The organism is uncultured Tyzzerella sp., from assembly GCF_963558545.1.
Classification (GTDB): Bacteria; Bacillota; Clostridia; order Lachnospirales; family CAG-274; genus Tyzzerella.
The window spans coordinates 40,514-66,022 of record NZ_CAUWHO010000006.1; the positions used below are offsets into that span (position 1 = coordinate 40,514).

Consider the following 25,509-nt stretch of genomic DNA (forward strand, 5'->3'; position numbering starts at 1 on the left):
TTAAGAGCAAAGCCTCGTATTATTATTAAAAGTTGCCTTAATAATATTTTGTCTACAGTATGTAGCCACTACTTTTGTAGTGGCTATATTAATTGTTTAAAAAATTTATTTAATTAGATGAGGTGTTATCTGATATTTGGGTAGAAATATCTTTTAGCTCATCACCTGTACCAATAACTATGGTTATATCGTATCCAAAGTCTTGTACTTTTTGTGGATTAACCACTATTTTAGATTTAGTAAAAAACTTTTGTAAATCGTTACCCTGTCCAACATCGGATACATATATTTTAGTTTCTTCCGATTTAGTGTCTTGAGAATCTCCAATATCTCCTATTATATATCCGTTATCTTCTAAAAGCTCTTTAGTTTTACCAGCAAGGCCTGATGTATAGCTACCATTTAAAATTTGTATAGATTTATCAAAGCTATCTTCATATACTATATCTTCTGGGTTGATAGTAGGCTTTTTAAATACTTCATAGGCAAATTCTTTTACTTCTTGCTCATCTACTATTACAAAAGATATACCACTTATACTTTTTGTTGTACAAGGAATAGTATAAGTTTGTGTGTTAGAAATATCAACCTCTTTTACTTCACCTACATATTTTAATGCGTCTGATATAGTAAAGTTTGTATCTATATATTTTGTCAATGTTGTAATGTAAGATTTAGGGTTGGATATTATAGAGTCTATGCTAAGCACTTTTTCAAAAAACTTTGTCATAAAAGCCTGCTGCACTTCTACTCTTTGCAAATCTCCTCTTGCATATCCTACATTATTATTATCTTTTCTAAATCGTAAAAGTTGTTCTGCTTTATCCCCATCTAAAAGCTGTAAACCAGGTTGTAGATTTATATATAAATCTTGAGTAGGGTCGGAGTAATGCATTCTTTGAGGAACGTCAAATTCTATACCACCAACAGAATCTATTATATATTTAAATCCTTCAAAATTAAAATGTGCGTAATAGTCAATTTTTACATCTAGCAAATCTTCTAAGTATCTTTGTAAAAATTCCATACCCCTTTCTTTTCCATAGTTAGGGATAGAGTTTATTTTTTTAAATGAAGGGTTATCGTTAGCTATTATAGGTTCATTTTTTACCATAACTTGCCACATATCAGGTGGTATAGATACTTTTGTATCTCTAGGGATAGATACAACGGATATTTGGTTATTAACAGAGTTATAACCTACAAGCATTATACCATCTGTTCTTCCTTCTGCCTCGTCTGTACAGGCTATGAGAGCTAATGTTCTTTCTGGTGGTTTAGGTGCTACCTTATCCACAACCTTGTTTACAAATGTATTATTATTGCTAGGTTCGTTAGAAATAAAGGCATATACAAAAAAGCAAACAACCCCTATAAAGTATACTGTGAGTATAGAAAAAACTATTTTAAAAAATCTTTTTGTAAGGCTTTTTTTCTTTCTTTTTTTACGACCTTTTTTATTTTTGTTTTTCATATTTTCTCCTTTAATTTTGTTTATTTTTTTATGTAAAGCGTGAGTATTTAAATATTTTTAGCGTGCCATTTTTTAGAAAATATTCTTGAAAAATACAATACTGACCTAAACAACCAGTCAATATACATACCGGCCCATATGCCATATATACCATAATTAAAATGTACACCTAAAAGCCAAGAAAAGAATATTCTAAATATAAAAAGGCTTAAAACAGATATGGTCATAGTAAATTTTGCATCGCCAGTTGCTCTTAAAGCACTAGGTGTCATAAAAGATGTTGCCCAAAATATAGGGCTTAATATTAAAAAACTGTTTATAAGATTGAGTGAATATTCTAATACTTGTAAATCGTCTGTATAAAGGAAATATATTTTGCTACAAAATATGTAAAAAATAATGTTCATTATAAGTTGAGATATATTTGCACCTAAAGTTTGGCTAAGCATAACTTTTTTTGTTTTTTCCATATCACCACTTCCATAAGCAGTGCCTGTAAATGGTACACAAGTAACCTGAAATGTTTTGCCTGGTAACTGTATAAAATTTGATATAGAATTACAAATAGTATTGGCAGATAATGCTGCTGTACCCATACCAGACATAAATACCTGTACTAAAAGCTTGCCACCATTAAATATAATACCATCAACGGAATTTGTTATAGCAATATCTAAAACAGGCTTTAATATATTAAAATTAACCTTAATAGTAGGCTTAGGAAGTTTTAACATACGAGGTTTAAAATAAATAAAAAATTGTAATATTAAGCTTGAAATAATACGAGAAACTAAAAGCCCGTAACCAACGCTACTTATACCAAGATTTAAAACTTTTATACAAAATATAGTTACTATTACATAAAAAATATTGGATAAAAATACACCTATAAGAGGGCTTAAATTATCTCCTGTTGCACGTCTTATCCCTGTAAAAACATTAAATAATGTTAAAAATGGTAAAGATATAGATGTAAAAAATAAGTATATACTAGCAGAATCTAAAACGGTTTGCTCTGCCTTACCAAATAGTATATTTAAAAGGGGAGCTCTAAATATTATAAGAAAAGCACTTATAACAATAGATGCGTATATAGATATAGTGATAGAATGATTAGCACAATCTTGTGCCTTTTTAATATCACCTTTACCTACACATTGAGAAACTATTGCTGTAATACCTGTTGCTATACAAGTTAAAATGTTCATAAAAACAAAGTTTATTTGGTCTACCATACCAATACCAGCACTAACTGATGTGCCTAACCCACTAACTAGCATTGTGCCAAGCATAGTAGAAACAGTAGAAAGAGTTTGTTCTAGCATAACAGTTAGATATAATGTTACAAAGTGATAGTTTCTAAAGCTTTTCATAAAAAATTGCCCCCATAAAAGTTTGGTTTATAAAATCAAGGTTTAAAAGAGCTTTTTAAAGATACTATTCTGTTAAAAACAAGATTGTTTTTATCAAAATGTTTACTATCTGCTACAAAATATCCATTTCTAATAAATTGAAATCTATCCATTTTATTGGCAGAAAGTATAGATGGTTCTATATAAGCATTATCTAATACAATTAAAGAATTTTCATTTTCTATAAGCTCTTTTTCATCTTCTAAAGATGGAATAACAAGGCTATCATATAAATTTACAGTAGCTTTAACAGCGTGTTTTGCAGATACCCAATGTATTGTTCCTTTTACTTTACGTCCTGTAAATCCAGAGCCACTTTTTGTCTCTGGGTCATAAGTACATCTAAGCTCTATAATATTGCCATTTTCATCTTTTATAACTTCGTTGCACATTATAAAATATGCACCTTTTAGCCTAACTTCTTTACCAACAGAAAGGCGGAAAAACTTTTTAGGAGCATCTTCTAAAAAATCATCTCTTTCTATATAAAGCTCACGAGAAAACATAACTTCTCTAGTGCCTAGCTCTTCGTTTTCTGGGTTATTTTCTATAGTTAGGGCTTCTTCCATATCTTCTGGATAGTTTGTTATAACCACTTTTATAGGGTCTAACACTGCCATAACAACATTTACCTTGTCTTTTAAATCTTCTCTTATACAGTACTCTAGCTGAGCTGTATCTACAACACTTGATGCTTTAGATACACCTACCATTTGGCAAAAGTTTTTTATAGATTCTGGAGTGTAGCCTCTTCTTCTTATACCAGATAAAGTTACAAGGCGTGGGTCGTCCCAGCCGTCTACTTTACCTTCTTCTACTAGTTGTCTTAAATATCTTTTACCCATAATAGTGTTAGATAAATTAAGTTTTGCAAACTCTATTTGTCTTGGTTTTACTTTAAAGTCTAGCTCATTTACAAACCAGTTGTACAAAGGTCTATGGTCTTCAAATTCCATTGTACAAATAGAATGAGTTATTTCTTCAAAGGCATCTTCTAGAGGGTGGGCAAAGTCATACATAGGGTATATGCACCAATCATTACCTGTTTTATGATGAGGTATATGTGCTATCCTATATATAACAGGGTCTCTCATATTTATATTAGGAGATGACATATCTATTTTTGCTCTTAAAGTTTTTTCTCCGTCTTTAAATTCTCCTTTTCTCATACGCTCAAAAAGGTCTAAGTTTTCTTCTATAGAACGGTTTCTATAAGGGCTTTCTTCTCCTGGAGCATTTAAAGAGCCTCTTTTTTCTCTAATCTCTTGTGGTGTTAAATCACATACAAAGGCTTTACCTTTTTTTATAAGCTCTACTGCACAGTCGTACATTTTTTCAAAATAACTAGATGCAAAATAAAGTCTGTCTTCCCAATCAAAGCCAAGCCACTCTATATCTTCTTTTATAGAACGGACAAATTCGTCATCTTCTTTAGCTGGGTTTGTATCGTCAAAACGAAGGTTGCATTTTCCACCGTAATAGTCTGCAAGCCCAAAGTTTAAACATATACTTTTTGCGTGACCTATATGAAGATACCCGTTAGGTTCTGGTGGAAACCTAGTGTGTATTTTATTAAGTTTGCCCTCAAGGTCTTTTTGTATATAATTATGTATAAAATTACCTGTTTGAGATAGATTATTATTTTCATTTTCCATAATAAAAATTCCTCCTAAGTTAAAAAGATTTACTTTCAAAGTCGTAATAATAAAAAACTTTTTTACAATGGTTACATACACCAAATTTCATAATTTTATCGTTATCTTCGTTTGAAAGTTTAAAATCTAGATTTACTTTTATATTATTACCAGTTTGGCTACAAATATGATTTTCAAAGTAATAATTTTTGCTTTTTTGAAAGCTATTAGCATTTAATATAATATCTTTTAGGTTGTCTAAAAGTTCCATATGTTCCTCCAATATATACTAACTATTAATATATTATTATATTATAAAGCTATAAAAAGGTCAATTTTTTTTAGGGAATTAAGTGCTAAAAAATTTTTTCAAAAAAATTAAAAAAAGTGTTGACATATTTAAAGTTATAATATATAATTAATTTTGTTGTTAAGCAAGCCCAGATAGCTCAGTCGGTAGAGCAGAGGACTGAAAATCCTCGTGTCGGCGGTTCGATTCCGTCTCTGGGCATAGCTATGGGTCACTAGCTCAGTTGGTAGAGCACTGGACTTTTAATCCAGGTGTCCCGGGTTCGAACCCCGGGTGACTCATTTTAAAAAGGGGTGTACGCATATTAGCGTATGCTTTTTTTGTATATAAATTAATTTTTATAAAATAGATTTTTATTATATAGATATATTTTTTACTTTATGTTAAAATTATCTATATTGGCTATAATTATAATAGAAATACGTTTTAATTTATATAGATTTATATCATAAATAGCTAAAAATTTTAAAAAGGAGAATTATATGGAAAAATTAATGCTTATTGACGGCCACAGTATAATGAATAGAGCTTTTTATGCAATACCCATTTTAACTAACAAAGATGGACAGTATACAAATGCCATATACGGCTTTTTAAATATTTTATTTAAGCTTATAGAAGAAGAACAACCTACATATATAGGGGTTAGCTTTGATTTACCTAAACCTACATTTAGACATTTAAAATATAGCCACTACAAAGGAAACAGAAAAAAAACTCCAGATGAGCTAAAAAGCCAAATACCTTTAATAAAAGAAGTATTAAAAACTATGAATATTATTATATATGAAAAAGAAGGATATGAGGCAGACGATGTTTTAGCTACTATTGCTAAAAAGGCAGAAAATATAGGTATAAATCCTATTATTGTAAGTGGCGATAGAGATTTACTACAAGTAGCTACGGACAATATAAAAATAAAAATTCCTAAAACAAAAGCAGGTAAAACAGAAATAGAAGACTATTTTGCAAAAGATGTTATGGAAAAATATAGCGTTACGCCAAAAGAATTTATAGAAGTGAAAGCTCTTATGGGGGACACATCAGACAATGTGCCAGGAGTACCATCTATTGGCGAAAAAACGGCTATAAAAATTATTAATGAATATAAAACAGTGGAAAATGCTATAGAAAATGCTTGTAATATTAAGCCTAAAAAGGCAGGGGAAAATATTTTAGAATATAAAGACCAAGCATTGCTTAGCAAATATTTAGTTACAATAGATACTAACGTTCCTATAGATTTTTTAAACGAAAAAACAGAAAACATATTTAATGAGGAATTCTTTTTACAATGTAAAAAATATGAATTAAAAACTATATTATCAAAATTTAAAGAACCTACAAATACAGAAGAAACATTAGATTTTAAGCTTATAGAAAATATAGAAGATGCAAAAGCATACTTTAATAATCTTAAAAAAGATGAAGAAATAGCTTATAAAATAGTATATGATGATAATATACTTGTAGGGATAGGGTTTACAACAAAAAATGATGTAGGAACTTTTATAAAAGTTGGAGATAATATATCACAAGATGAAATATTAAATATATATAAACCTTTTTTTGAAGAAGATTATAAAAAAATAACAATAGATGCAAAAGCAGATATTATATTTTTAAATAAAAATAATATAAAATTAAATAATTTAATATTTGATGTTATGATAGGAGCATATATTTTAAATCCTACAAAAGATAAATATGAATACAATAACATTGCAGAAGAAATATTAGACATAAGCTATGAGGATAAAGACGAGATATTAGGTACTAAAAAATCTAAAAAATTTATTTATGATATAGAAAAAGAAACCTGGTTTAAATATTGTGTAAGGCAAAGCTATGTAGCATACAATTCTAAGGATATTATAAGTAAAAATATAGAAGAAAACAACCAACAAGAGCTTTTTTACAATATAGAAATGCCTCTTATAGAAGTTTTAGCTAGTATGGAAATTTATGGTATAAAAGTAAGTAAGGAGGAGCTTATAGAATATCAACAGGCTCTTGACAAAGAAATAGAACAACTAACAAAGGAAATACATTGGATAGCAGGAGAAGAATTTAACATAAATTCATCTAAGCAACTAGGAGATATACTATTTGAAAAGCTTAGCCTTAAAGGAAGCAAAAAAACAACAAGAGGTTGGTCTACATCGGCAGATGTTTTAGAAAAATTATATGACCAACACGAAATAATACCTAAAATATTAGTGTATAGAACATATGCTAAGCTTAAAAGCACTTATGCAGATGGATTATTAAATGTTTTAGATGAAAAAACAAGCAGAATATACTCTAGCTTTAACCAAACAGCAACAGCCACAGGTAGAATAAGCAGTACAGAACCAAACTTGCAAAATATACCTATAAAAATAGAGCTTGGACATAAAGTTAGAAAAGTGTTTAAGCCAGAAAAAGACTATATTTTTATAGATGCTGATTATTCCCAAATAGAGCTTAGAGTGCTTGCCCATTTATCTAAGGACGAACACCTTATACAAGCATTTAATGAAGGGCAAGATATACACAAGACAACAGCTGCTAAAGTTTTTAAAAAGCCTTTAGAAGATGTAACAAGTTTTGAAAGAAGTGCTGCTAAAGCTATAAATTTTGGACTTATATATGGAAAGCAAGCCTTTTCTTTAGCACAAGATTTAGGCATAACAAAGGCTAAAGCAGAAGAATATATAAACGATTATTTTGACAAATATCCTAAAATAAAAGAATTTTTAGATAGCATTGTAGAAAGTACAAAAGAAACAGGGTATACAAAAACAATGTTTAATAGAATGAGATATGTGCCAGAAATAAATTCTTCTAATTTTATGCAAAGAGGTGTAGGACAAAGAATAGCTATGAATACTCCTATACAAGGCACAGCAGCAGATATTATAAAAATAGCTATGGTAAAAGTGTATAAACGTATAAAAAAAGAAAATTTAAAATCTAGGTTAATTTTGCAAGTACACGATGAGCTTTTAATAGAAGCCTACAAAGATGAAAAGGATACTATAAGACAAATATTAAAAGATGAAATGGAAAATGCCATAAAATTTTCTGTAAAGCTTCTTATAGATATAAACGAAGGTGAAAACTGGTATGATACAAAATAAAGCTATTGTAATAGGGCTAACAGGAGGAACAGGCTGTGGTAAGTCCACAGTTTGTTCTATATTAAAAACATATAATACTTATATTATAGATGCAGATAAAATAGCGCATAGTATTATAAAAAAAGGAAATAATGCTTATTTTGAGCTAATAAATTATTTTGGAAAAGATATTTTAAATAGTGAAAATGAAATAGATAGAAAAAAATTAGGAAAAATAGTATTTAGTGATAAAGAAAAATTATTTTATTTAAATAATATAACGCATAAATACATAATAAGAGAAATAAAAGATAGTATAAATATGGCAAAAGATAAACAAGAATATAACTATATAGTTATAGATGCTCCACTTTTGATAGAAACTAACCTACATAAAATAGTAGATGAAGTATGGATAGTACATTGCTCTTTACATACTAGGCTTAAAAGGCTTGTTAAAAGAGATAATTTATCGGAAGAAATATTGATAAAAAGAATAAATAGCCAGACACCTTTTGAACAAAATAAAAAATATGCTAATTTTATTATATTTAATGAAGACGGAGCAAATCTTGAAGAAATAATAAAACAAAGATTAAAAAGGAAAGTTTGATAATGTTTTATATCTTAAATGGGAAGAAAATAATAAAAATTTTTAAAATAATAATATTTTTTATTATATTAATACTGTTATTTATATGGTTTGTAAATTATATATTACCTGTAAAACATCAAAATATAATAGAAAAATATGCTAAAAAATATAGTATAGAAAAAGAGCTAGTTTTTGCAGTTATAAATGCAGAAAGTAGATTTAATAAAGAGGCTATATCTAATAAAGGGGCAATAGGGCTTATGCAAATAATGCCAGAAACAGGAGAGTGGCTTGCAAAAAAGATAAAAATAGAAAATTTTTCTAAAGAAATGCTATATGATGAAGAAATTAATATAAATCTTGGTTGCTATTATTTAAAAGAACTAATAAATAAATTTGAAGATGAAACATTGGCACTTTGTGCTTATAATGCAGGAAGTACTAATGTTTATAGATGGCTTAACGATGATAAATATTCTAAAGATGGATATATACACACAATACCTTTTAAAGAAACAGATAAATATATAAAGAAAATAAAAATATTTAAAAAAGGTTATAGCATATTATTAAAATATTGGTTTTAAGATAAAATACTTTGGAGGAAATATGAAAATATATAAATTGTTTTTTGTTATTTTTGTTTTTATTGTTTTAGCTGGTTGTAAAGACAATGTTATAACAGAAACAACTGTTACACAATTTGATAATACAATAGACAACAAAACAGATGATACAATAAATTCTATTAAAGAAACAACACCAGAAGCAACAAGTGAAGAAAATAATATACAGCCAAAACAAGAAATACCAGTAGAAGGTGGACAATTAGTACTTTCTATGCGTATGCCAAAAACATTAAACCCTCTAGTAAATGAAGATGTAACAATAGATAATATATTAAAGCTTATTTTTGAACCATTATTTAGCATAGATAGTGATACATTAAAGCCTGTACCTAACATAGCTAGCTCTTATTCTATGTCTGAAGATGGTAAAACAGTTTATATAGATATTAGAAATGATATATACTGGCACGATGGAAAACAGTTAACAGCTAAAGATGTTATATTTTCTTTAGATGTTATAAAATCTATACCAAATTCTTTATATAAAAGTGCATTAGATAATGTAGCATCATATAGTAACAAAGGAAATCAAGTTATCATAAACTATACAGAGCCTTATAGCTTTTATAGGTATAATTTGTGCTTTCCTATTATACCTATCCATTATTATAAAAATAATTTAGATATAGAAAATAGTAGAAGCCTAAAACCCATAGGAAGTGGAAGTTTTAAATATTCTAGTTATAGGCTGGCAAATGAGCTTATATTAGAAAAAACAACATCTTTTAAAGGAACACCTTATATTAATACTATAAAAATAATAATAACACCAGATAGACAAACAGATTTATATGCTTTTGAAAAAAACATAATAAATAGTTTGAATATAGATTTTTCTAGCTGGGGGAATTTAAATTATAAAAGAGAAAAAATAAGCACTAATATAATTAGTAATAACTTTGAATATTTAGGTTTTAATTTTGACAAACAAATATTTAAAAATATAGATATTAGAAAAGCTATAGCTTATATTATACCTAAAGATGAAATAATAAAAAATATATATTTAGATAATGGAGTAAAATCTTTGGCACCTATAAACTCTACTACATTTTTAGCTTATAAAGATATAGAAACATATGAATATAGTGTACCAAAAGCTATAGAGGCTCTAGGCAAAGCAAATATTACAAAAGATATGGCTAATTTTAGTATATTAGTTAATGTAGAAAATAAAGAAAGAGTAGAATCTGCAGAGCTTATACAAAAAAGGTTATCACAAATAGGTATAAATGTTAATATTGTAAAAAAACCTTTTGAAGAATATAAAAAAGATTTAGAGCAAGGTAATTTTGATATGTTTTTAGCTGGTATAGATTTTGGCATAGTGCCAAATTTAAAAAGCTTTTTAATGTCTTCGGGAACAGGTGAAGGTGGCATTAATTACCAAAACTTTAAAGATGCTAGAATGGACTTTTTAGTTGGAAATATATATACAGCTACATCTGAAGAGGCCTTTATTAAAGCTACTATAGATATGCAACAGTATTTTGCAGAGCAATTACCAGTTGTAGGGATATTTTTTAAGGACGAAATACTTCTTACAGATTATACAGTAAAAGGTGATAAAAAGCCTAATATTTATAACCAATTTAACAATATAGAAAAGTGGTATATAGAATAGGAAGTGGAAAATGATTAAAAAAAATTTTTTAACTGGAGAGTATGTTATTTATTCTTTAGATAGGGCAAATAGGCCACAAAGCATTAAAAAAAATACCCTAAAAACACCGATAGAAATATGTCCATTTTGTATAGAAAATGAACATATGACATCTAACCCTATATATACAAGCTTTAATAAGGAAATAAGGATAATAGATAATAAGTACCCTATAATAGATATAAATAGAGAAAAATATGGAATACATTATGTATTAATTGATACAAAAGAACACCAAAAAAATATAGTAGATTATACAGATGAGCATATGTACTATTTGATAAAATCTATGAAAGATATATTAAATATTTTAGAAAAAGATGAAAAGCTTGAATACGTGCAGATTTTTAAAAATAAAGGGGCAAATGCTGGTGCATCTCAATCACATTCTCATTGGCAAATTTTAGCATTATCTATGTTACCTAATAGACAAAAGTATATGCTAGATACACTAAAAGAATATGAAAAAGATAATGGAAGATGCTATTTTTGCAGTATGGACTACACAGATAATTTAGTGTGCGAAAATAATGAATTTTTGGCATTTTGTCCTGATGATAGCTTATATTGTTATGAGATAAATATTATACCCAAAAAGCATATTACTAATATTAAATATTTAGATGATTATATGCTAAATGAGCTAGGTAGTATACTAAAAAAATGCTTGATTAAGCTAAATTTAGTATATAATGATTTAGACTATAATATAAGCGTACAAAATGGCTTTAGAGCTAAATATGAATATCATTTTTTTATACAGATTATACCTAGAATGGGGTATTTAGGTGGATTTGAATTTTCTACAGGTATGTTTGTAAATTCTGTTTTACCAAAAGATGCAGCAAAAAGATTAAGAAAAATATAGTATTATAGTTTTGGAGGGGTTTTATGAAAACTAATCTTATGATTTTAAAAGGTGGAACGTCTTTAGAAAGAGAAATATCTTTAAAATCTTTTGAAAATGTTATAAAAAATATTGATACACAAAAATATAATATTTTAGATATTGATGTAATAGATATAGATACACTTATAAAAGCTATAAAAGATTTTAACCCTCACATTGTTTTAAACCTTATGCACGGAGGTATAGGAGAAGATGGAACTATACAAGCACTTTTATCTATGCTAAATATAAAATATGTAGGGAGTAAAGCATTATCTAGTGGGATATGTATGGATAAAAATCTTTCCAAAACTATATTAAAAGCTAACGATATACCTATTATAGACTATGTGTATATAAAAAAAGATGAGAACCCTTATTTATATAAAAATGAAATAGATGAGCTTATTTATCCTTTAATAGTTAAGCCTAATAAAGGTGGCTCTAGTATAGGGATAAAAATTGCTAAAAATATAGATGAAGTGTTTGAAGCTATAAACTATATAAAAAATTTAGATGATGATATTTTGATAGAAAAATTTATAGACGGAAAAGAAGCCATATGTAGTATTGTACAAAATAAACAGGGGCTTAACATTATATCTATATTAGATATTAATACAGATAGTTATATATTTGACTATAGTGCAAAATATAACCAAGATACTAATATATATTTTTCTAAATTACCAAAATTTTTACAAACAATGATACAAGAAGTTGCTAAAAAATCTTTTAATATTTTAAAATGTGAGGGTTATGCCAATGTAGATTTTATTATAAAAGATGACGATATATATGTTTTAGAGATAAATACAATACCAGGATTTACTGATAAAAGCTTATTGCCTAAAGGTATAACTTTATGTAATAACACATTAAAAGACTTTTTAAATGATATTATAGATTTTGCAAAATAGATAGGGTGATATTATGAAACAGAAGATAATTATGATTTTAGCAATATTTTTATTTTTAGCACTTTTTATAATGACAATATTTAATTCTCCAAGAAGAAATATAAATGTATCGACAAATGGTGGAAATAGAAATATTGTAACATTTGGTAAAAATAGTGGTGGAAATAAAAATATTAACAGTAATATTAAAAACAAAAATAAGGGTAAAAAAATTGATATTATAAAAAGCCAAAATGGAGACAATGGAAATGTAGAAGGTGAAGGCAACAACTATTATATGATTATAGCTATTATATGCTTATTATTGGCAACTTCTATAACTTTTATATTAGCAATATTTTTAATAGTATTTTTAATAAATAGAAGAAAAAACAAGCATAAAATTGTTGAAACATAATATAATATATTGACATAAAAAAATTTAAATGTTATTATATAAAAAATGATAGAGGTGCGTTTTTTATCAGTAAGTATGTAGATGTATTTAGGGACAAAAGAAATATACTAAAAGGAAAAAATGCCGAAGGTTTAAAATACCTAAATGTTTTATGCCTGGTTGTATTAGTTAAGAGCTATACGACTGTCGTCTTTTTGTTGACGGAGAGCTATCTGAAAGTTAGAACAATTGTATCCTTATTAGCCTTTTGGCTAGTTCTATAAAATTTTCAGACTGGCTTTTTAGTCAGTCTTTTATTTATTAAATACAATTAAGATATGAGTTATATTTTATAGTAAAATACTTGTTTTATTAAAAACTTATAGATATTTGTTGCTTTAATTTTTATCAATAAAATATTTAAAAATATCTATTTTTGTATTAAATATCCAAAAAGTTGAGAATTATGTTTTAGGAGATAATATTTATGAAAAAAGTAAATTTAGCTGTTGTTGGTGTTACGGGTATGGTTGGAAGAACTTTTTTAAAAGTTTTAGAAGAAAAAAATTTGCCTATAAATAATTTCTATGTATTTGCTTCTAAAAGAAGTGCAGGTAGTAAAATAACTTTTAATGGTAAAGAATATGAAGTGGAGGAGCTTAAAGAAGATTCTTTTGATAGAGGGATAGATATAGCATTATTTTCTGCAGGAGGGGAAACAAGTAAAATATATTCTCCTATAGCAGCTAGTAAAGGTTGTATTGTAATAGATAATAGCTCTCAGTTTAGAATGGATAAAGATGTGCCTCTTGTTGTACCTGAGGTAAACCCAGAAGATATTTCCAAAAATAAAGGTATTATAGCAAACCCTAATTGTTCCACTATACAGGCAGTTGTTGCATTAAAACCTTTACACGACAAATATAAAATAAAAAGGATAGTATATTCTACTTATCAGGCTGTTTCTGGTGCTGGTAGAGCAGGTATAATAGATTTGCAAAATGGCTTAAAAGGGGAAGAACCTAAAATGTTTTTACACCCTATTGCTAATAATTGTATACCACATATTGATAACTTTTTAGATAATGGGTATACAAAAGAAGAAATGAAAATGATAAATGAAACTAGAAAAATATTACACGATGATAGCTTAAAAATTACAGCAACTACTGTTCGTGTTCCGGTAGAAAATTCTCATAGCGAATCTATAAATGTAGAATTTTATGAGCAATTTGATATTAACGAGCTAATAAAAGATTTAGAAAATATGAAAGGTGTTGTAGTTTTAAATGACTACACAAAAAATGAATATCCTTTAGCTACAATAGCTAATGGCACAGATGAAGTATACATAGGAAGAATAAGACGTGATGAAAGCCTAGATAGTGGTATAAATATGTTTGTTGTTGCAGATAACATAAGAAAGGGTGCAGCAACTAATGCTGTTGAAATAGCAGAATATATTATAAAAAATAAAATGATTTAAAACCAATAAAAGAGGTGGAAAAAATGAGTATTTTTACAGGGTCAGGTGTTGCAATAGTAACCCCTTTTAAAGAAGATAAAACAGTGGATTTTGATACGTTTGAAAGGCTCATAAACTTTCAAATAGAAAATGGCACAGATGCAATTGTTGTATGCGGTACAACAGGTGAGGCTAGCACTTTAACAGAAGAAGAACACATTGAAGTTGTTAAATTTTGTGTAGATAAGGTTGCAAAGCGTGTACCAGTTATAGCAGGTGCAGGCAGTAATAACACAATGAAAAGCGTTAAAATGTGTAAAAAGTGTGAAGAAGTTGGTGTAGATGGGCTTTTAATAATTACACCTTATTATAACAAAACAACTCAAAAAGGTATTATTAATCATTACAAAACAATAGCAGAAAGTGTAAATTTACCTATTATACTTTATAATGTACCTTCTAGAACAGGGCTTAACATTTTGCCTAAAACTGTTTTGGAATTATCAAAAATAGATAATATTGTAGCTATAAAAGAGGCTAGTGGTAATATATCTCAAGTTGTAGATATAGCTAGCATATGCCCTAAAGATTTTTATATCTATTCTGGCAATGACAACCAAATTTTACCTATATTATCTATTGGTGGTAAAGGTATTATATCTGTTATGTCAAATATTATACCTAAAGATACTCATAATATTGTAAAAAAATTTTTAGATGGAGATTTTGAAGAAAGTAAAAATTTACAGCTATCAGCAATAGAGCTTTCTAATGCTCTATTTTGTGAAGTAAATCCTATACCTATAAAAACTGCATTAGAATTTATAGGATATGGTAAAGCATATTTTAGAGAGCCTCTTATAGATATGGAAGATCAAGATGTTATAGTTTTAAAAAATGCTATGAAAAACTATGGGCTAATATAATAAATAAGTAATTTAAACAAAAGCCTATTCTAAATTTTAGGGTAGGCTTGTTTATTACAATTAGCATATGACTTATATTTTTAAATGAAAAATTATATACGTTTTTTGTATTAATTTTTAAGAATAAAAATATATAGGAGTATGTGTTTTTAATACGAGGTATTTAAAAAATTGATTATTACAATTAAGATATGACTTATATTTTTAGAAGAAAAATTATATACGTGTTTTTGTATTAATTTTTAAGAATAAAAATATATAGGAATATGTGGTTTTTAATACGAAGTATTTAAAAAATTGTTTATTACAATTAAGATATGACTTAGTATTTAAAAAATTGATTAAAGATGACTAATTAAAAGAGGTGATAATATGACAAAAATAATAATGCACGGTTGTAACGGTAAAATGGGACAAGCAATTTGTAAAATAGTAGAAGATGATAAAAATAGTGAAATAGTGGCAGGGATAGATATAAACCCTAGCAATGCAACTTTTCCTACTTTTTCAGATATAAATGACTGTAATATAGAGGCAGATGTTATTATAGATTTTTCTACAGCCACAGCAGTTGATAGGCTTATAGACTATTGTGTAAATAAAAAAATGCCAGTTGTTATATGTACTACTGGTATTAATGATGAAACTATTAAAAAAATAGAAGAAGCATCTAAATATATACCAGTTTTTAAATCTGCTAATATGAGCCTTGGTATTAACCTTATAGCTAGTCTATTAAAAAAAGCATCGGCTATATTAGATGAAAATGGTTTTGATATAGAAATAATAGAAAAACACCATAACCAAAAAATAGATGCACCTAGTGGTACAGCATTACTCCTTGCTGATGCTATAAACGAGTCTATGGACAATAAATTTGACTATGTGTACGATAGAAGCCAAGTAAGAGAAAAAAGAAGCAACAAAGAAATAGGTATATCTGCTATTAGAGGTGGAAACATTGTAGGTGAGCATTCTGTTATATATGCAGGTAAAGATGAAATAATAGAATTTACACATTTTGCTCATTCTAAAGAGGTATTTGCCATTGGTGCAGTAAAGGCTAGCAAGTTTTTAGCTAATAAGCCTGCTGGGAAATATGATATGCAAGATATAATGGATAGTTTATAATGTATTAATTTTGACAGCTAGAAATAGCTGTCTTTTTTATTAATATCAATTAAGGTATAACTTATTTTTTTAATAAAAAAGATAAACAGGGGTCAAGTTTTCTTTTTATGCCTAAAAAATTGATTATAAAAATTAAAAACTTTATATTGACAAAACTTGATAAATTGTATATAGTGTATATATAAGATATATACGATTTATATTATATGATATGGAGGTTATATGTGAAGATAATTATATCAAATAGTTCTAACAAACCAATTTATGAGCAAATAGCATACCAAATAAGAATGAGTATTTTAAATGGAGATTTAAAAGAAGGGGATAGCTTACCTTCTATAAGAGCTTTAGCAAAAGATTTAAAAGTTAGTGTTATTACAACAAAAAGGGCTTATGAAGATTTGCAAAAAGAAAACTTTATAACAACAGTTTCTGGCAAAGGTACTTTTGTATCTTCCACTAATAAAGAAAGATTAAAAGAAAAAAACTTTAAGCTTATAGAACAAAAGTTAGTTGAATGTATAGCTATTGCCAAAGCATCTAATATTACTTTAGATGAATTTAAGGAAATTGTTGATATTATTTTTGAGGAGGAGTAGGTATGGACAATGTATTAGAAGTGAAAAATTTAACTAAAAAATATAAAGATGTAGGTATAGAAAATATTAGTTTTAATGTACCAAAAGGGAGTATCGTTGGGCTTATAGGTAGAAATGGTGCAGGTAAAACAACTACAATAAAAACAATATTAGATATAGCTAAAAAAGATAGTGGAGAAGTTGTTATATTGGGAGATAGCGATATTAATGAAAAAATAAAAAATAATATAGGTGTAGTTTTTGATGGAGATACTTTCCCAGAAACATTAACTGTAAAAAATCTTAACAACATACTTAAAAATATTTATAAAAATTGGAATGAAGAATTATATTTTAAGTATGTTGAAAAGCTAGAGCTACCTGTTGATAAAAAGTTTAAACAATTTTCTAAAGGTATGAAGATGAAATTATCTATAATAGTTAGCTTAAGCTATGATGCCAAGCTTTTAATTTTAGATGAGCCTACAAGTGGCTTAGACCCTGTTGTTAGGGAAGAGATATTAGATATTTTTTTAGACTTTATACAAGATGAGAATAAAGGCATTTTAGTATCTTCGCATATTACAAGTGATTTGGAAAAGGTGGCAGATTATATAGTATTTATAGATAAAGGAAACGTTATATTTTTTGAAAGTAAAGATAAAATAATTTATGAATATGGCATATTAAAATGTAGCCAAGAAGACTTAAAAAAGATAGATAATAAATATATTTTAAAAAAGATAAAGAAAAACTATGGTTATGATGCTGTTTTAAATGACAGAGAACATATAAAACAACAATACCCTAGTTTGATTATTGATACTTGCACAATAGACGAGCTAATGGTTATATATACAAAGGGGGATAATGTATGAAAGCCTTAATGATAGAATTTTTTTATGAAAAAAAAGCTATTTTATCTGGGATAATTGTAACTTTATTTATATATTTTTTATATATACCTATATTTTCAAATCCAGAAATAATAGTAGCACCTTTAGTTTCTTATATATTTGCGAGTTTATATGGAGCATTGATATTAAAAAGAAAAAATACAAACTTTGAAATATTTTTGGCTAGCACTCCTTTAGGAAGAAAAACAATTATAAATACAGGTTATATAGTAGGGTTAATTTCAAGTTTTATTATAACTACTATGTTTTCTATGTTTTATTTTATTAGAGAATATTTTATACATATAAAATCAGTTGTAGATATTGAGTTAAATTATAATCCTTTAATGTTAATTTTAAATAGCTTTGGTTTTGGACTAATTACAACGGGTATTTTATTTCCAGCATCTATATTGCAAAATAAAGAAAATAAATTTTTATCAACGTTAGTATCTTTTATGGCTTTATTTATAAGTGGTATTTATATTATTATACTTAAATTAAATGTTTTAAATATAAGGGTAATAACATTAGGATATTTAATTATTTCTATTTGTGTTTATATATTTTCTTATTTAATAACTACTAATAAATATTTGAAAAAAGAGCTTTAGAGGAGTGGATAAATATGAAGGGGATAGTTTTAAAAGAATTTTATCAAATGAAAGATGATATACCTAGTTTTATTATTTCAACTATTTTTTTTATGATATTATACAAATTTTTAAAAGTACCATTTTTTGAATTTTCAACATCGATTGTTATATTTATTATTATAGTAAATACCTTTTTAAAACAAGAGCTATTAAATAATGAGAATAACTTTAATATGTATTTAAATACATTACCTATAAATATTAATAAAATTATAATGGCAAAATATTTATTTATGTTATCTATTACAACAATACTTTTATTTATTTGTATTGTAGGTTCAATTTTTATTAAATGGGAGGTAGATTTATTAAGTCAGATAAAGTATTATTCATTATATATATTTGTATTTAATTTTTATTATGTATATTTCCCAATAGCATATTTAATTTTTATATCTTTAAAAAATAACTTAGCATCTATTATAGTTTCAAATTTAATTGGAATGGTTATTTCATTATTATTAAATTTTTTATTAATATTTTTAATGTTAATTTTATTTAAAAATATTTTAGAAATTGACTTTAGCAGTGATATATTATCTGAAGATATGTTTTTAATATGTGGATTAATATGTACTTTTATATCAGCTATAATAGTTTGTAAAGTATATAAAATAACTTGCTTAAAATATAAGAAAAATTTATGTTAAAAGTTAAAAGACTATGAATTTTAATAAGTCCGTAAAAATGGACAATATAAACAAATTCATAGTCTTTTATTTTTTAATATATTTTATTAAAATTTTATATTAATTTTTAAATATTTTGTTTAGTTATAAATTATATTATTGTATAGTAAGCATAGTATAAAGCATTTGAGCAGATTCGCCTCTAGTTGCATTTGATTTTGGAGCAAAGCTACCATCTGGTCTACCATTTATTATACCAGCTTGTTGAACTTTAGCAATAGAAGAACTAGCATAGCTAGATATATTATTAGTATCTATAAAGTTTAGTTGTTCTTTATTTTTATTTAGGCTAAAGTTTTTATAATTACAAAATCTTTCTATCATAACGGCCATTTGTTCTCTTGTAATGTTATCATTAGGAGCAAATGTAGTAGAAGTTATACCACTTGTTATACCACTTTTAGCTGCCCAATCTACATAAGGGTTAAACCAAGCATCTTTAGATACATCTATAAAGTTTTCTGCTTTATACTTATTGATGTCTATATTATCCATTTTTGCAAGAAGTGTTATAAATTCTGCTCTAGTAATATTATTGTTAGGAGCAAATGTAGTATCATTCATACCATTTATAATACCTCTATCTGCAAGATATTTTATAGGTTCATTAGCCCAATGATTAGATATATCGCTAAAGTTAGATTGTTTAACAACAGGATACATAGCATTTATATCTATTTTAGTAGGTTCTTTTTTATCTGAGATATTATTTTCTGTTTTATTATTCTCATCATTATTAGAAGTAGTACCTATAATTGCACCATTAGTAGAGCTATTATTACTAGTATTGTTGTTATTAGATGTTGTAGTGTCATCTACATTAACAGTAGCTACAACATCTAGCAATTTTCCTTTTAAATCTGCATCTAAATTTACAAGCTCTAGTTTAACATTTTTTGATAAATTAGGTTTGTTTTTAAATGTTAAAATACCGATATTTAATGTACCATTTTGTGTAAGATTATTATCATCTAAAACTATGGATATAGTAGTTTTACCAGAATTATTGCTTTCTTTTACTAATTGGTATTTAAAATTTTTATCAGGGCTAAAGTTTACATTAGTGTTACCATTTTCATCTACTATATCTAACTGTAACGCATTTACATTTTTATCTAAGCCAGATAAAGTTATATTTGCAACATTATTTTTTACATTTATTGTTACAGAATTATTTGATGCAAAAACATTTGTTACAAATAATAAAGTTATTAAGCTACTAAATAATAATTTTTTTATCACTGTAAAAACTCCTTTTATGTTTATAATTATTTAAAATCTACTTTTAAATCCTTTTTGCCACCTTGGAGAACTATTGTAGGCAGGCTTTCATCAGTAGGCATAGAAACCCAAGTAGTGTCACTTGTTAAACGTTCTTTAGTAAATGAACCATCTTCATTAAATTTACCTTGCCACATTTCTGCCATTATCTCTATTGGTAAATCGCTTATGCTTTCGTATCCTTTATTTTCTCCCTCTCCTTGTATTTGAGGTACAAATATAAATATACCTTCGGCAGTAGAAGATGTAATAGTACCATCTTCATCTAATGTGTCGAACATAAGAGTGTAACCACCAACAGGGCGTTCTTCTATTTTAGATTCTTCACTTATAGGATTTTGTGTAGAATATATACCTTTAATATAAACATTACTTAAAACAGAGTTACCTCTATATTTACCTACAATAACTAAAGAATCTTTAGGAATAAAATCATCAGAATTTTCACCATATTTATAGTCATTGGATAATCTACCAATACCCATTTCCATAAATTCTACATTATCTCCTGGATAGGATAAAAATTCTATGTTGTAGTTATTAGTATCAAACCCTTCTAATTTTAATTTTGTAACGTCATATGCCCATATTTTATCTTCACTAGAATTTGGCTTATTAAAGTAGCTTATATATGTATTAGGTGTAGTTGCAAAGTTGTTTGCAAAATCACCATTTTTAGCTAATACAAAATCTTCATTAGCAGTAGGTGGTTGAGATATGTTGTCAACTATATCAGCAAAAACTTTATAATTGCCACTATTTGGAATTTGAGTACCCTCAGACTTAGGTGTAACTTTAATACCAGTAACAATAGTAGGTTCTTTAAATGTTACAATTTGGTTTTCATCAATTGTATATAAAGATTTTTCTATTGTATTATCATAAGATATTCTAACTTGGTTGATTGTTTTTATTGGACTAGGGTTACCTAAAATATCTATTGGCCTAATTGCATAAGTAAATGTTAAATTATTAGCAGAGCCTATATAATCTACATAAGTGTTTGTTTTAGTAAATCCAATAGGTTTAAAGTCTTTATCGTTAGAACCTTTTCTTAATATTTCATAACCTTGTAGGCTATCATCTTTATTATTAATTGTAATAATTACTTCTTTTGCTTTATCATTTTTACTATCTTGTGAATTTTGAAGTTTAGCAGTAGCATCTACATCTACATTTTTATTATCTTGTGTACCATTTAACCTTGCTCTTCTAGATTCGTCAGTAAGATAATATATAGCTCTGTCTTCTTTTGAATATTGAGCCATATTAGATTTAGCCTCATCTGATAAAGATACACCCCATCTTGTAAAGAATTCTGTTAAGTCTTTATTTGCTATTTTACTAGCTGCCATAGCAAATTGGTTCATATCACTAAGAGATGTATTTCTAAATTCTTTATGTAATCTATTGTAGAAATTAAATGGGTTATCCCCATTATCATAAGCTAAATGAAGTTGCCAATACATAGCAAGGTGTGTAAGGCCATCGTTAGGAAGCCCTTCTTTTCCATCGGAAACTTTTTTAAATACTCTGTCGTAACCATCGTTAAGCTCTATTCTGGATTTTAAAATATTTTGGTTGCCGTCATAAGTTTGTACCATTAATGAATAAATATTGTTAGTAACTTCTGCTTTTCCTAATTTATCCATAACGTGTCCAATCTCGTGAGCTATACCCCAACCAAATAGATTATTTTGGTCTTGGCCATTTAGCTCTGATATAGGTTTACCATTCATTAAGCCATAAGCAGAATCATATGGTACACCTATGTGGTTTCCTGAAGCGTACATAAAGGCATCTGCAAACATTTTCATATAACGAATATTATTTCTTGTTTGTAAGCTATTTTGCTTATGGTCATCTATACCGTAAGTTTGGTAGATTACATCTAGCAGTTCTTCCCAAGCAAGTACATTTTTATACATTTTATCTGTTTTATCCTCTAATGTGCTTGAATCTTTGTTAATACCTTCTAGAACTTTTGTAGCAGGTAAAGATAACAACACATTAGGTAAAGATATTTCTGTATGGTTAAGAGGGTTTATTTCTAAATTACCTTTTAAGCCATTTTGGATATAATTTGTAAGGTCTTCTACAAATTTAGATATTCTTTCTTTAGCTTTTTCTGGTGTAATGCTATATAAGTCTTTAAGCTCTAAATAAGGTATTTTGTGTGCACCTATAACTTGCAATTTAACATCAGAAGGATTTTTGCCACTATATGTTATATATAATGAGCCACCCCTATCTCTATTAACATTGCCTATTTTTGGTATAGTTATAATATTTCTACCATTTTTTAGTGTGATAGGTGAGCTATAAAGAGAGTCTGCTTGTTCAAAAAATTGTGTAGGAACAAGGGAAACACTTTCACCTTCTGGAATATCTGCATATATGGCAACTTTTTCATTAGCAATACCTACTAGGCCTAAAGGTTGCCAGTTATTTATTGCTTTACCAAAATTTTTATTATCCTCTTCAGGATTTATAGAAAATACATTGTCTTTAATAAATCCTAAATTTTCTTCATTTTTATTTAAAAGTGATTGAGCTATGTCAAGCTCTTTTAATAAAATATTCCTATCAACAACAAAGCCTTCCACAGTATTTACTTCTGCTCTAAGGGCATCTATTTGTTCTTGCTTAATGTTATTAGCTAATTTTGTTCTGGAGCCATTTGCAAAAAGTGCATCTATTCTATCAGGCAAGTTGTTATAATCATAAAATGCTACTTCTGAAGCGTTTACACGTATGCTACCAGGTGTTTCGTGTAGTTGTATATAAATCTTTTTAATATTTTCTGTTTTAGGAAATGTAAAGGCATAATAGCTATTATTTTCAAAACGTTCTGTTATAGTTGTTTTATTTGATATAACAGTACCATTGCCATTTATATTGTCTTCTGTCCATACCTTAATAGTGTAGCCTAGATTAGCATTTCTATAATTACCATTTAGCTTAGGCACCCATATTAAATAATCCATTGTTTTAGGTTCTTTGAAAGTAAATGTAAAAGCATTAACTTCCTGATAGCTTCTTGCTACCCAACTAGTATAAAAGTCTTCATCTATTAATAATTTAGGGTCAAAGCCATTTGGGTGTAGTGTTTCATCTGCATAATGAGGGTGGAACATTTCTACTTTTTCTATATTATCATTAGAAATTCTATCTTTTGTAGGTAATGTAGGTATAACTATAACCTCTCTTTTTGGAGTTGCTTGTACAGGCTCTGAAAAGCTACTTTCTCCTACGCTGTTTTGAGATGTAACATATACTGTATATTCTACATCATTTGTAAGTCCAGTTAGATTATAACTTGTGTTAGTTATGCCACTTTTAACTTTTTTAGGAGCAGAATCTTCTTTTGTTTTTATGTAGATATTATACGTTTTGGCATTTTTAGCATTTTTCCAGTTAAGAGATATAATGCCATCACCAGCAATGCCTTTTACAAAGTCTGGTCTATTTGGTGCTTGCTCTGGTTGAGGTGTTGCAGACACAATCTCCGATTTATTGCTCTCCCAATCTCCAGATGTAGCACTTACGCAAAAATAATATGTTTGAAGATTTTTAAGGTTAGATATTTTAATATTTGTAATATCTGTTGTAACTACATTATCTAAATTATCAGCACTTTTTCCATAGTATACTTTATATCCTGTAACATTAGGCACAGCTTTCCAAGATAGAGTAACTTCTTCGCTACCAGCCATAGCCTTAACATCTTTTACTGTGTTATCTTGTATTATATTTTCATTAACTATGTCGCCTATAATTTTAACTTCTTCTAAAACTACATATTCATTATCTTTATTAGGCACAACATTAATAGTTATTTTTTTGACAGGGCGTCTAGACCCAAGATTAACAACAACTACTTTTTCTTTATTATTTGATTCTCTAGTTAATGTATTGGAAGTATTTCTTTCCATACTAGTAAATGTAGAGATATTAGGTTCTTCTATAGATGTGCTTATAACTTTATCATTTTCATCATATAAAATAACTTGAGCATCATCAGCTCCTACTGGTATTTTTACTTCTATACTAGACATTTCTTGAGGTTTGTTAAACTCTAAAGGTATAGAAATATTATTTTCTTTTTCTTTAGCTTTAAAAGAAATACTACCACTATTATTAAAAATATTTTCTAAATTGCCTTTTATTTCTGATATGTTGCTACCATTTTCATTAGTAATATTATTAAATTTATCTGAATTAATATTTTTAATAACTTTAGAAGCAACTATTTCTGTATCGAAAGTTTTAACAGGTGTAGTAGGCTTCATATTAGAATTAACAATAGCTATGTCAGATACTGTTATTTTTCCGTCATTATTAAGGTCGTACTCTAAATTATTGGCATTAAGATTGTCTTCTAGTATCTTCCTATCAGAAGCATCTACTTTATTATCTTTATTTACATCACCAAGAAGCATATTTACATCTGTGCCAATGTTTACCCTTTTAGAATAATTAGCAGTACTTAAATTTACAACAGTTGACACATAGTTTTTACCCTCTATTTGAAGTGTATAACCATCTTTAGCATCTAGCCCTTGTATTGTAAATTTTAAAACAGTAATTTTGCCATTTTCTATTATGCTTTCTGATATAACATTATATCCCCCAATATTATCAGAATGTTTAGGATTTTGTAAAAAGGCATTTAAATCTATACTTAGATTAACAGGTCCTTTTAAAGTTGCTTTAAGATTTTTTTCTTTTAAACTTGATATAGTTTCGGGATATTTAAAACCAATAGCCGTTTCTATATATGTTTTATCAACATTAGGTGCGATAGAATTAGCAAAAGCTGGCATTACAGAGCTTAATGCTAATGTTGAAGACAGTCCTAATGTTAAAAGTTTTTTCTTCATA

At 27.3% G+C, this 25,509-nt stretch carries 20 protein-coding genes, 2 tRNA genes and 1 riboswitch; of the genes, 16 read left to right on the forward strand and 6 right to left on the reverse strand.

Going from position 1 to position 25,509, the window contains the following annotated elements; genetic code table 11:
* Window positions 1-109: 109 nt before the first annotated feature.
* Genes R5Z65_RS01005 through R5Z65_RS01020 form a run of 4 tightly spaced genes read right to left on the reverse strand, consistent with a single transcriptional unit; the run spans window position 110 to window position 4,791 of the window.
* Entirely contained in the window at window positions 110-1,474 is a 1,365-nt protein-coding gene (locus R5Z65_RS01005) for an LCP family protein (RefSeq protein WP_317366491.1), read from the reverse strand.
* 47 nt (window positions 1,475-1,521) lie between these two features.
* On the reverse strand, window positions 1,522-2,847 hold the full coding sequence (locus R5Z65_RS01010) for an MATE family efflux transporter (protein WP_317366492.1): 1,326 nt from the start codon (window positions 2,845-2,847) through the stop codon (window positions 1,522-1,524).
* Window positions 2,848-2,882: 35 nt separating this feature from the next.
* Window positions 2,883-4,541 carry a glutamine--tRNA ligase/YqeY domain fusion protein gene (locus R5Z65_RS01015; RefSeq protein WP_317366493.1) on the reverse strand — a complete coding sequence of 553 codons (1,659 nt, stop codon included), beginning with the start codon at window positions 4,539-4,541 and terminating at the stop codon, window positions 2,883-2,885.
* Window positions 4,542-4,560: 19 nt separating this feature from the next.
* Entirely contained in the window at window positions 4,561-4,791 is a 231-nt protein-coding gene (locus R5Z65_RS01020) for a hypothetical protein (RefSeq protein ID WP_317366494.1), read from the reverse strand.
* Between the two features lie 167 nt (window positions 4,792-4,958).
* Here R5Z65_RS01020 and R5Z65_RS01025 point away from each other — a divergent pair.
* The 16 genes from R5Z65_RS01025 (at window position 4,959) to R5Z65_RS01100 (ending at window position 19,305) form a co-directional block, all read left to right on the forward strand.
* Window positions 4,959-5,031: transfer RNA gene (locus tag R5Z65_RS01025), tRNA-Phe, on the forward strand.
* Between the two features lie 7 nt (window positions 5,032-5,038).
* Window positions 5,039-5,111: transfer RNA gene (locus R5Z65_RS01030), tRNA-Lys, on the forward strand.
* Between the two features lie 201 nt (window positions 5,112-5,312).
* Window positions 5,313-7,952, forward strand: coding sequence for a DNA polymerase I (gene polA, locus R5Z65_RS01035; RefSeq protein WP_317366495.1), 2,640 nt, complete (start codon window positions 5,313-5,315; stop codon window positions 7,950-7,952).
* Entirely contained in the window at window positions 7,939-8,544 is a 606-nt protein-coding gene (coaE, locus tag R5Z65_RS01040) for a dephospho-CoA kinase (protein WP_317366496.1), read from the forward strand. Before polA ends, coaE begins: the two co-directional genes overlap by 14 nt.
* A 2-nt stretch (window positions 8,545-8,546) precedes the next feature.
* On the forward strand, window positions 8,547-9,113 hold the full coding sequence (locus tag R5Z65_RS01045) for a lytic transglycosylase domain-containing protein (protein ID WP_317366498.1): 567 nt from the start codon (window positions 8,547-8,549) through the stop codon (window positions 9,111-9,113).
* A gap of 22 nt (window positions 9,114-9,135) precedes the next feature.
* A complete protein-coding gene (locus tag R5Z65_RS01050) occupies window positions 9,136-10,779 on the forward strand; it encodes an ABC transporter substrate-binding protein (RefSeq protein WP_317366500.1) in 1,644 nt (547 codons plus the stop codon).
* Window positions 10,780-10,789: 10 nt separating this feature from the next.
* Window positions 10,790-11,686 carry a DUF4931 domain-containing protein gene (locus R5Z65_RS01055; protein WP_317366501.1) on the forward strand — a complete coding sequence of 299 codons (897 nt, stop codon included), beginning with the start codon at window positions 10,790-10,792 and terminating at the stop codon, window positions 11,684-11,686.
* 23 nt (window positions 11,687-11,709) lie between these two features.
* Complete coding sequence (locus R5Z65_RS01060) at window positions 11,710-12,627, forward strand: D-alanine--D-alanine ligase (protein ID WP_317366502.1); 918 nt, start codon at window positions 11,710-11,712, stop codon at window positions 12,625-12,627.
* 13 nt (window positions 12,628-12,640) lie between these two features.
* Window positions 12,641-13,024 carry a hypothetical protein gene (locus tag R5Z65_RS01065; protein ID WP_317366503.1) on the forward strand — a complete coding sequence of 128 codons (384 nt, stop codon included), beginning with the start codon at window positions 12,641-12,643 and terminating at the stop codon, window positions 13,022-13,024.
* A 41-nt stretch (window positions 13,025-13,065) separates the two neighbouring features.
* A riboswitch (Lysine riboswitch) is annotated at window positions 13,066-13,243 on the forward strand.
* Between the two features lie 247 nt (window positions 13,244-13,490).
* Window positions 13,491-14,489: an aspartate-semialdehyde dehydrogenase gene (locus R5Z65_RS01070; RefSeq protein WP_317366504.1), complete on the forward strand. Its 999-nt coding sequence runs from the start codon at window positions 13,491-13,493 to the stop codon at window positions 14,487-14,489.
* 23 nt (window positions 14,490-14,512) lie between these two features.
* The gene (gene dapA / locus R5Z65_RS01075) at window positions 14,513-15,394 is read left to right on the forward strand and encodes a 4-hydroxy-tetrahydrodipicolinate synthase (protein ID WP_317366506.1); all 882 of its coding nucleotides are present in this window, start codon (window positions 14,513-14,515) and stop codon (window positions 15,392-15,394) included.
* Between the two features lie 372 nt (window positions 15,395-15,766).
* Window positions 15,767-16,525, forward strand: a complete 759-nt coding sequence (dapB, locus tag R5Z65_RS01080; RefSeq protein WP_317366507.1) for a 4-hydroxy-tetrahydrodipicolinate reductase — start codon at window positions 15,767-15,769, stop codon at window positions 16,523-16,525.
* A gap of 224 nt (window positions 16,526-16,749) precedes the next feature.
* Window positions 16,750-17,124, forward strand: a complete 375-nt coding sequence (locus tag R5Z65_RS01085) for a GntR family transcriptional regulator (RefSeq protein WP_317366509.1) — start codon at window positions 16,750-16,752, stop codon at window positions 17,122-17,124.
* 2 nt (window positions 17,125-17,126) lie between these two features.
* A complete protein-coding gene (locus R5Z65_RS01090; RefSeq protein WP_317366511.1) occupies window positions 17,127-17,981 on the forward strand; it encodes an ABC transporter ATP-binding protein in 855 nt (284 codons plus the stop codon).
* Entirely contained in the window at window positions 17,978-18,613 is a 636-nt protein-coding gene (locus R5Z65_RS01095) for an ABC-2 transporter permease (RefSeq protein ID WP_317366512.1), read from the forward strand. The genes R5Z65_RS01090 and R5Z65_RS01095 overlap by 4 nt, the downstream gene beginning before the upstream one ends.
* 14 nt (window positions 18,614-18,627) lie before the next feature.
* On the forward strand, window positions 18,628-19,305 hold the full coding sequence (locus R5Z65_RS01100) for an ABC-2 transporter permease (RefSeq protein ID WP_317366513.1): 678 nt from the start codon (window positions 18,628-18,630) through the stop codon (window positions 19,303-19,305).
* A gap of 135 nt (window positions 19,306-19,440) precedes the next feature.
* On the opposite strand, the gene R5Z65_RS01105 is transcribed toward R5Z65_RS01100, so the two are convergent.
* Both R5Z65_RS01105 and R5Z65_RS01110 read right to left on the reverse strand, forming a co-directional pair.
* On the reverse strand, window positions 19,441-20,586 hold the full coding sequence (locus tag R5Z65_RS01105) for an S-layer homology domain-containing protein (protein WP_317366515.1): 1,146 nt from the start codon (window positions 20,584-20,586) through the stop codon (window positions 19,441-19,443).
* Window positions 20,587-20,612: 26 nt separating this feature from the next.
* Entirely contained in the window at window positions 20,613-25,508 is a 4,896-nt protein-coding gene (locus R5Z65_RS01110; protein WP_317366517.1) for a M60 family metallopeptidase, read from the reverse strand.
* Window position 25,509: the final 1 nt, after the last annotated feature.

Coding starts and splice junctions, on each gene's coding strand:
- R5Z65_RS01020 (WP_317366494.1), bottom strand. CDS start 4,791: ATGGAACTTTTAGACAACCTAAAAGATATTATATTAAATGCTAATAGC.
- R5Z65_RS01010 (WP_317366492.1), bottom strand. CDS start 2,847: ATGAAAAGCTTTAGAAACTATCACTTTGTAACATTATATCTAACTGTT.
- R5Z65_RS01045 (WP_317366498.1), top strand. CDS start 8,547: ATGTTTTATATCTTAAATGGGAAGAAAATAATAAAAATTTTTAAAATA.
- R5Z65_RS01015 (WP_317366493.1), bottom strand. CDS start 4,541: ATGGAAAATGAAAATAATAATCTATCTCAAACAGGTAATTTTATACAT.
- coaE (WP_317366496.1), top strand. CDS start 7,939: ATGATACAAAATAAAGCTATTGTAATAGGGCTAACAGGAGGAACAGGC.
- R5Z65_RS01070 (WP_317366504.1), top strand. CDS start 13,491: ATGAAAAAAGTAAATTTAGCTGTTGTTGGTGTTACGGGTATGGTTGGA.
- polA (WP_317366495.1), top strand. CDS start 5,313: ATGGAAAAATTAATGCTTATTGACGGCCACAGTATAATGAATAGAGCT.
- R5Z65_RS01090 (WP_317366511.1), top strand. CDS start 17,127: ATGGACAATGTATTAGAAGTGAAAAATTTAACTAAAAAATATAAAGAT.
- R5Z65_RS01100 (WP_317366513.1), top strand. CDS start 18,628: ATGAAGGGGATAGTTTTAAAAGAATTTTATCAAATGAAAGATGATATA.
- R5Z65_RS01095 (WP_317366512.1), top strand. CDS start 17,978: ATGAAAGCCTTAATGATAGAATTTTTTTATGAAAAAAAAGCTATTTTA.
- dapB (WP_317366507.1), top strand. CDS start 15,767: ATGACAAAAATAATAATGCACGGTTGTAACGGTAAAATGGGACAAGCA.
- R5Z65_RS01005 (WP_317366491.1), bottom strand. CDS start 1,474: ATGAAAAACAAAAATAAAAAAGGTCGTAAAAAAAGAAAGAAAAAAAGC.
- R5Z65_RS01065 (WP_317366503.1), top strand. CDS start 12,641: ATGAAACAGAAGATAATTATGATTTTAGCAATATTTTTATTTTTAGCA.
- R5Z65_RS01050 (WP_317366500.1), top strand. CDS start 9,136: ATGAAAATATATAAATTGTTTTTTGTTATTTTTGTTTTTATTGTTTTA.
- R5Z65_RS01060 (WP_317366502.1), top strand. CDS start 11,710: ATGAAAACTAATCTTATGATTTTAAAAGGTGGAACGTCTTTAGAAAGA.
- R5Z65_RS01110 (WP_317366517.1), bottom strand. CDS start 25,508: ATGAAGAAAAAACTTTTAACATTAGGACTGTCTTCAACATTAGCATTA.
- dapA (WP_317366506.1), top strand. CDS start 14,513: ATGAGTATTTTTACAGGGTCAGGTGTTGCAATAGTAACCCCTTTTAAA.
- R5Z65_RS01055 (WP_317366501.1), top strand. CDS start 10,790: ATGATTAAAAAAAATTTTTTAACTGGAGAGTATGTTATTTATTCTTTA.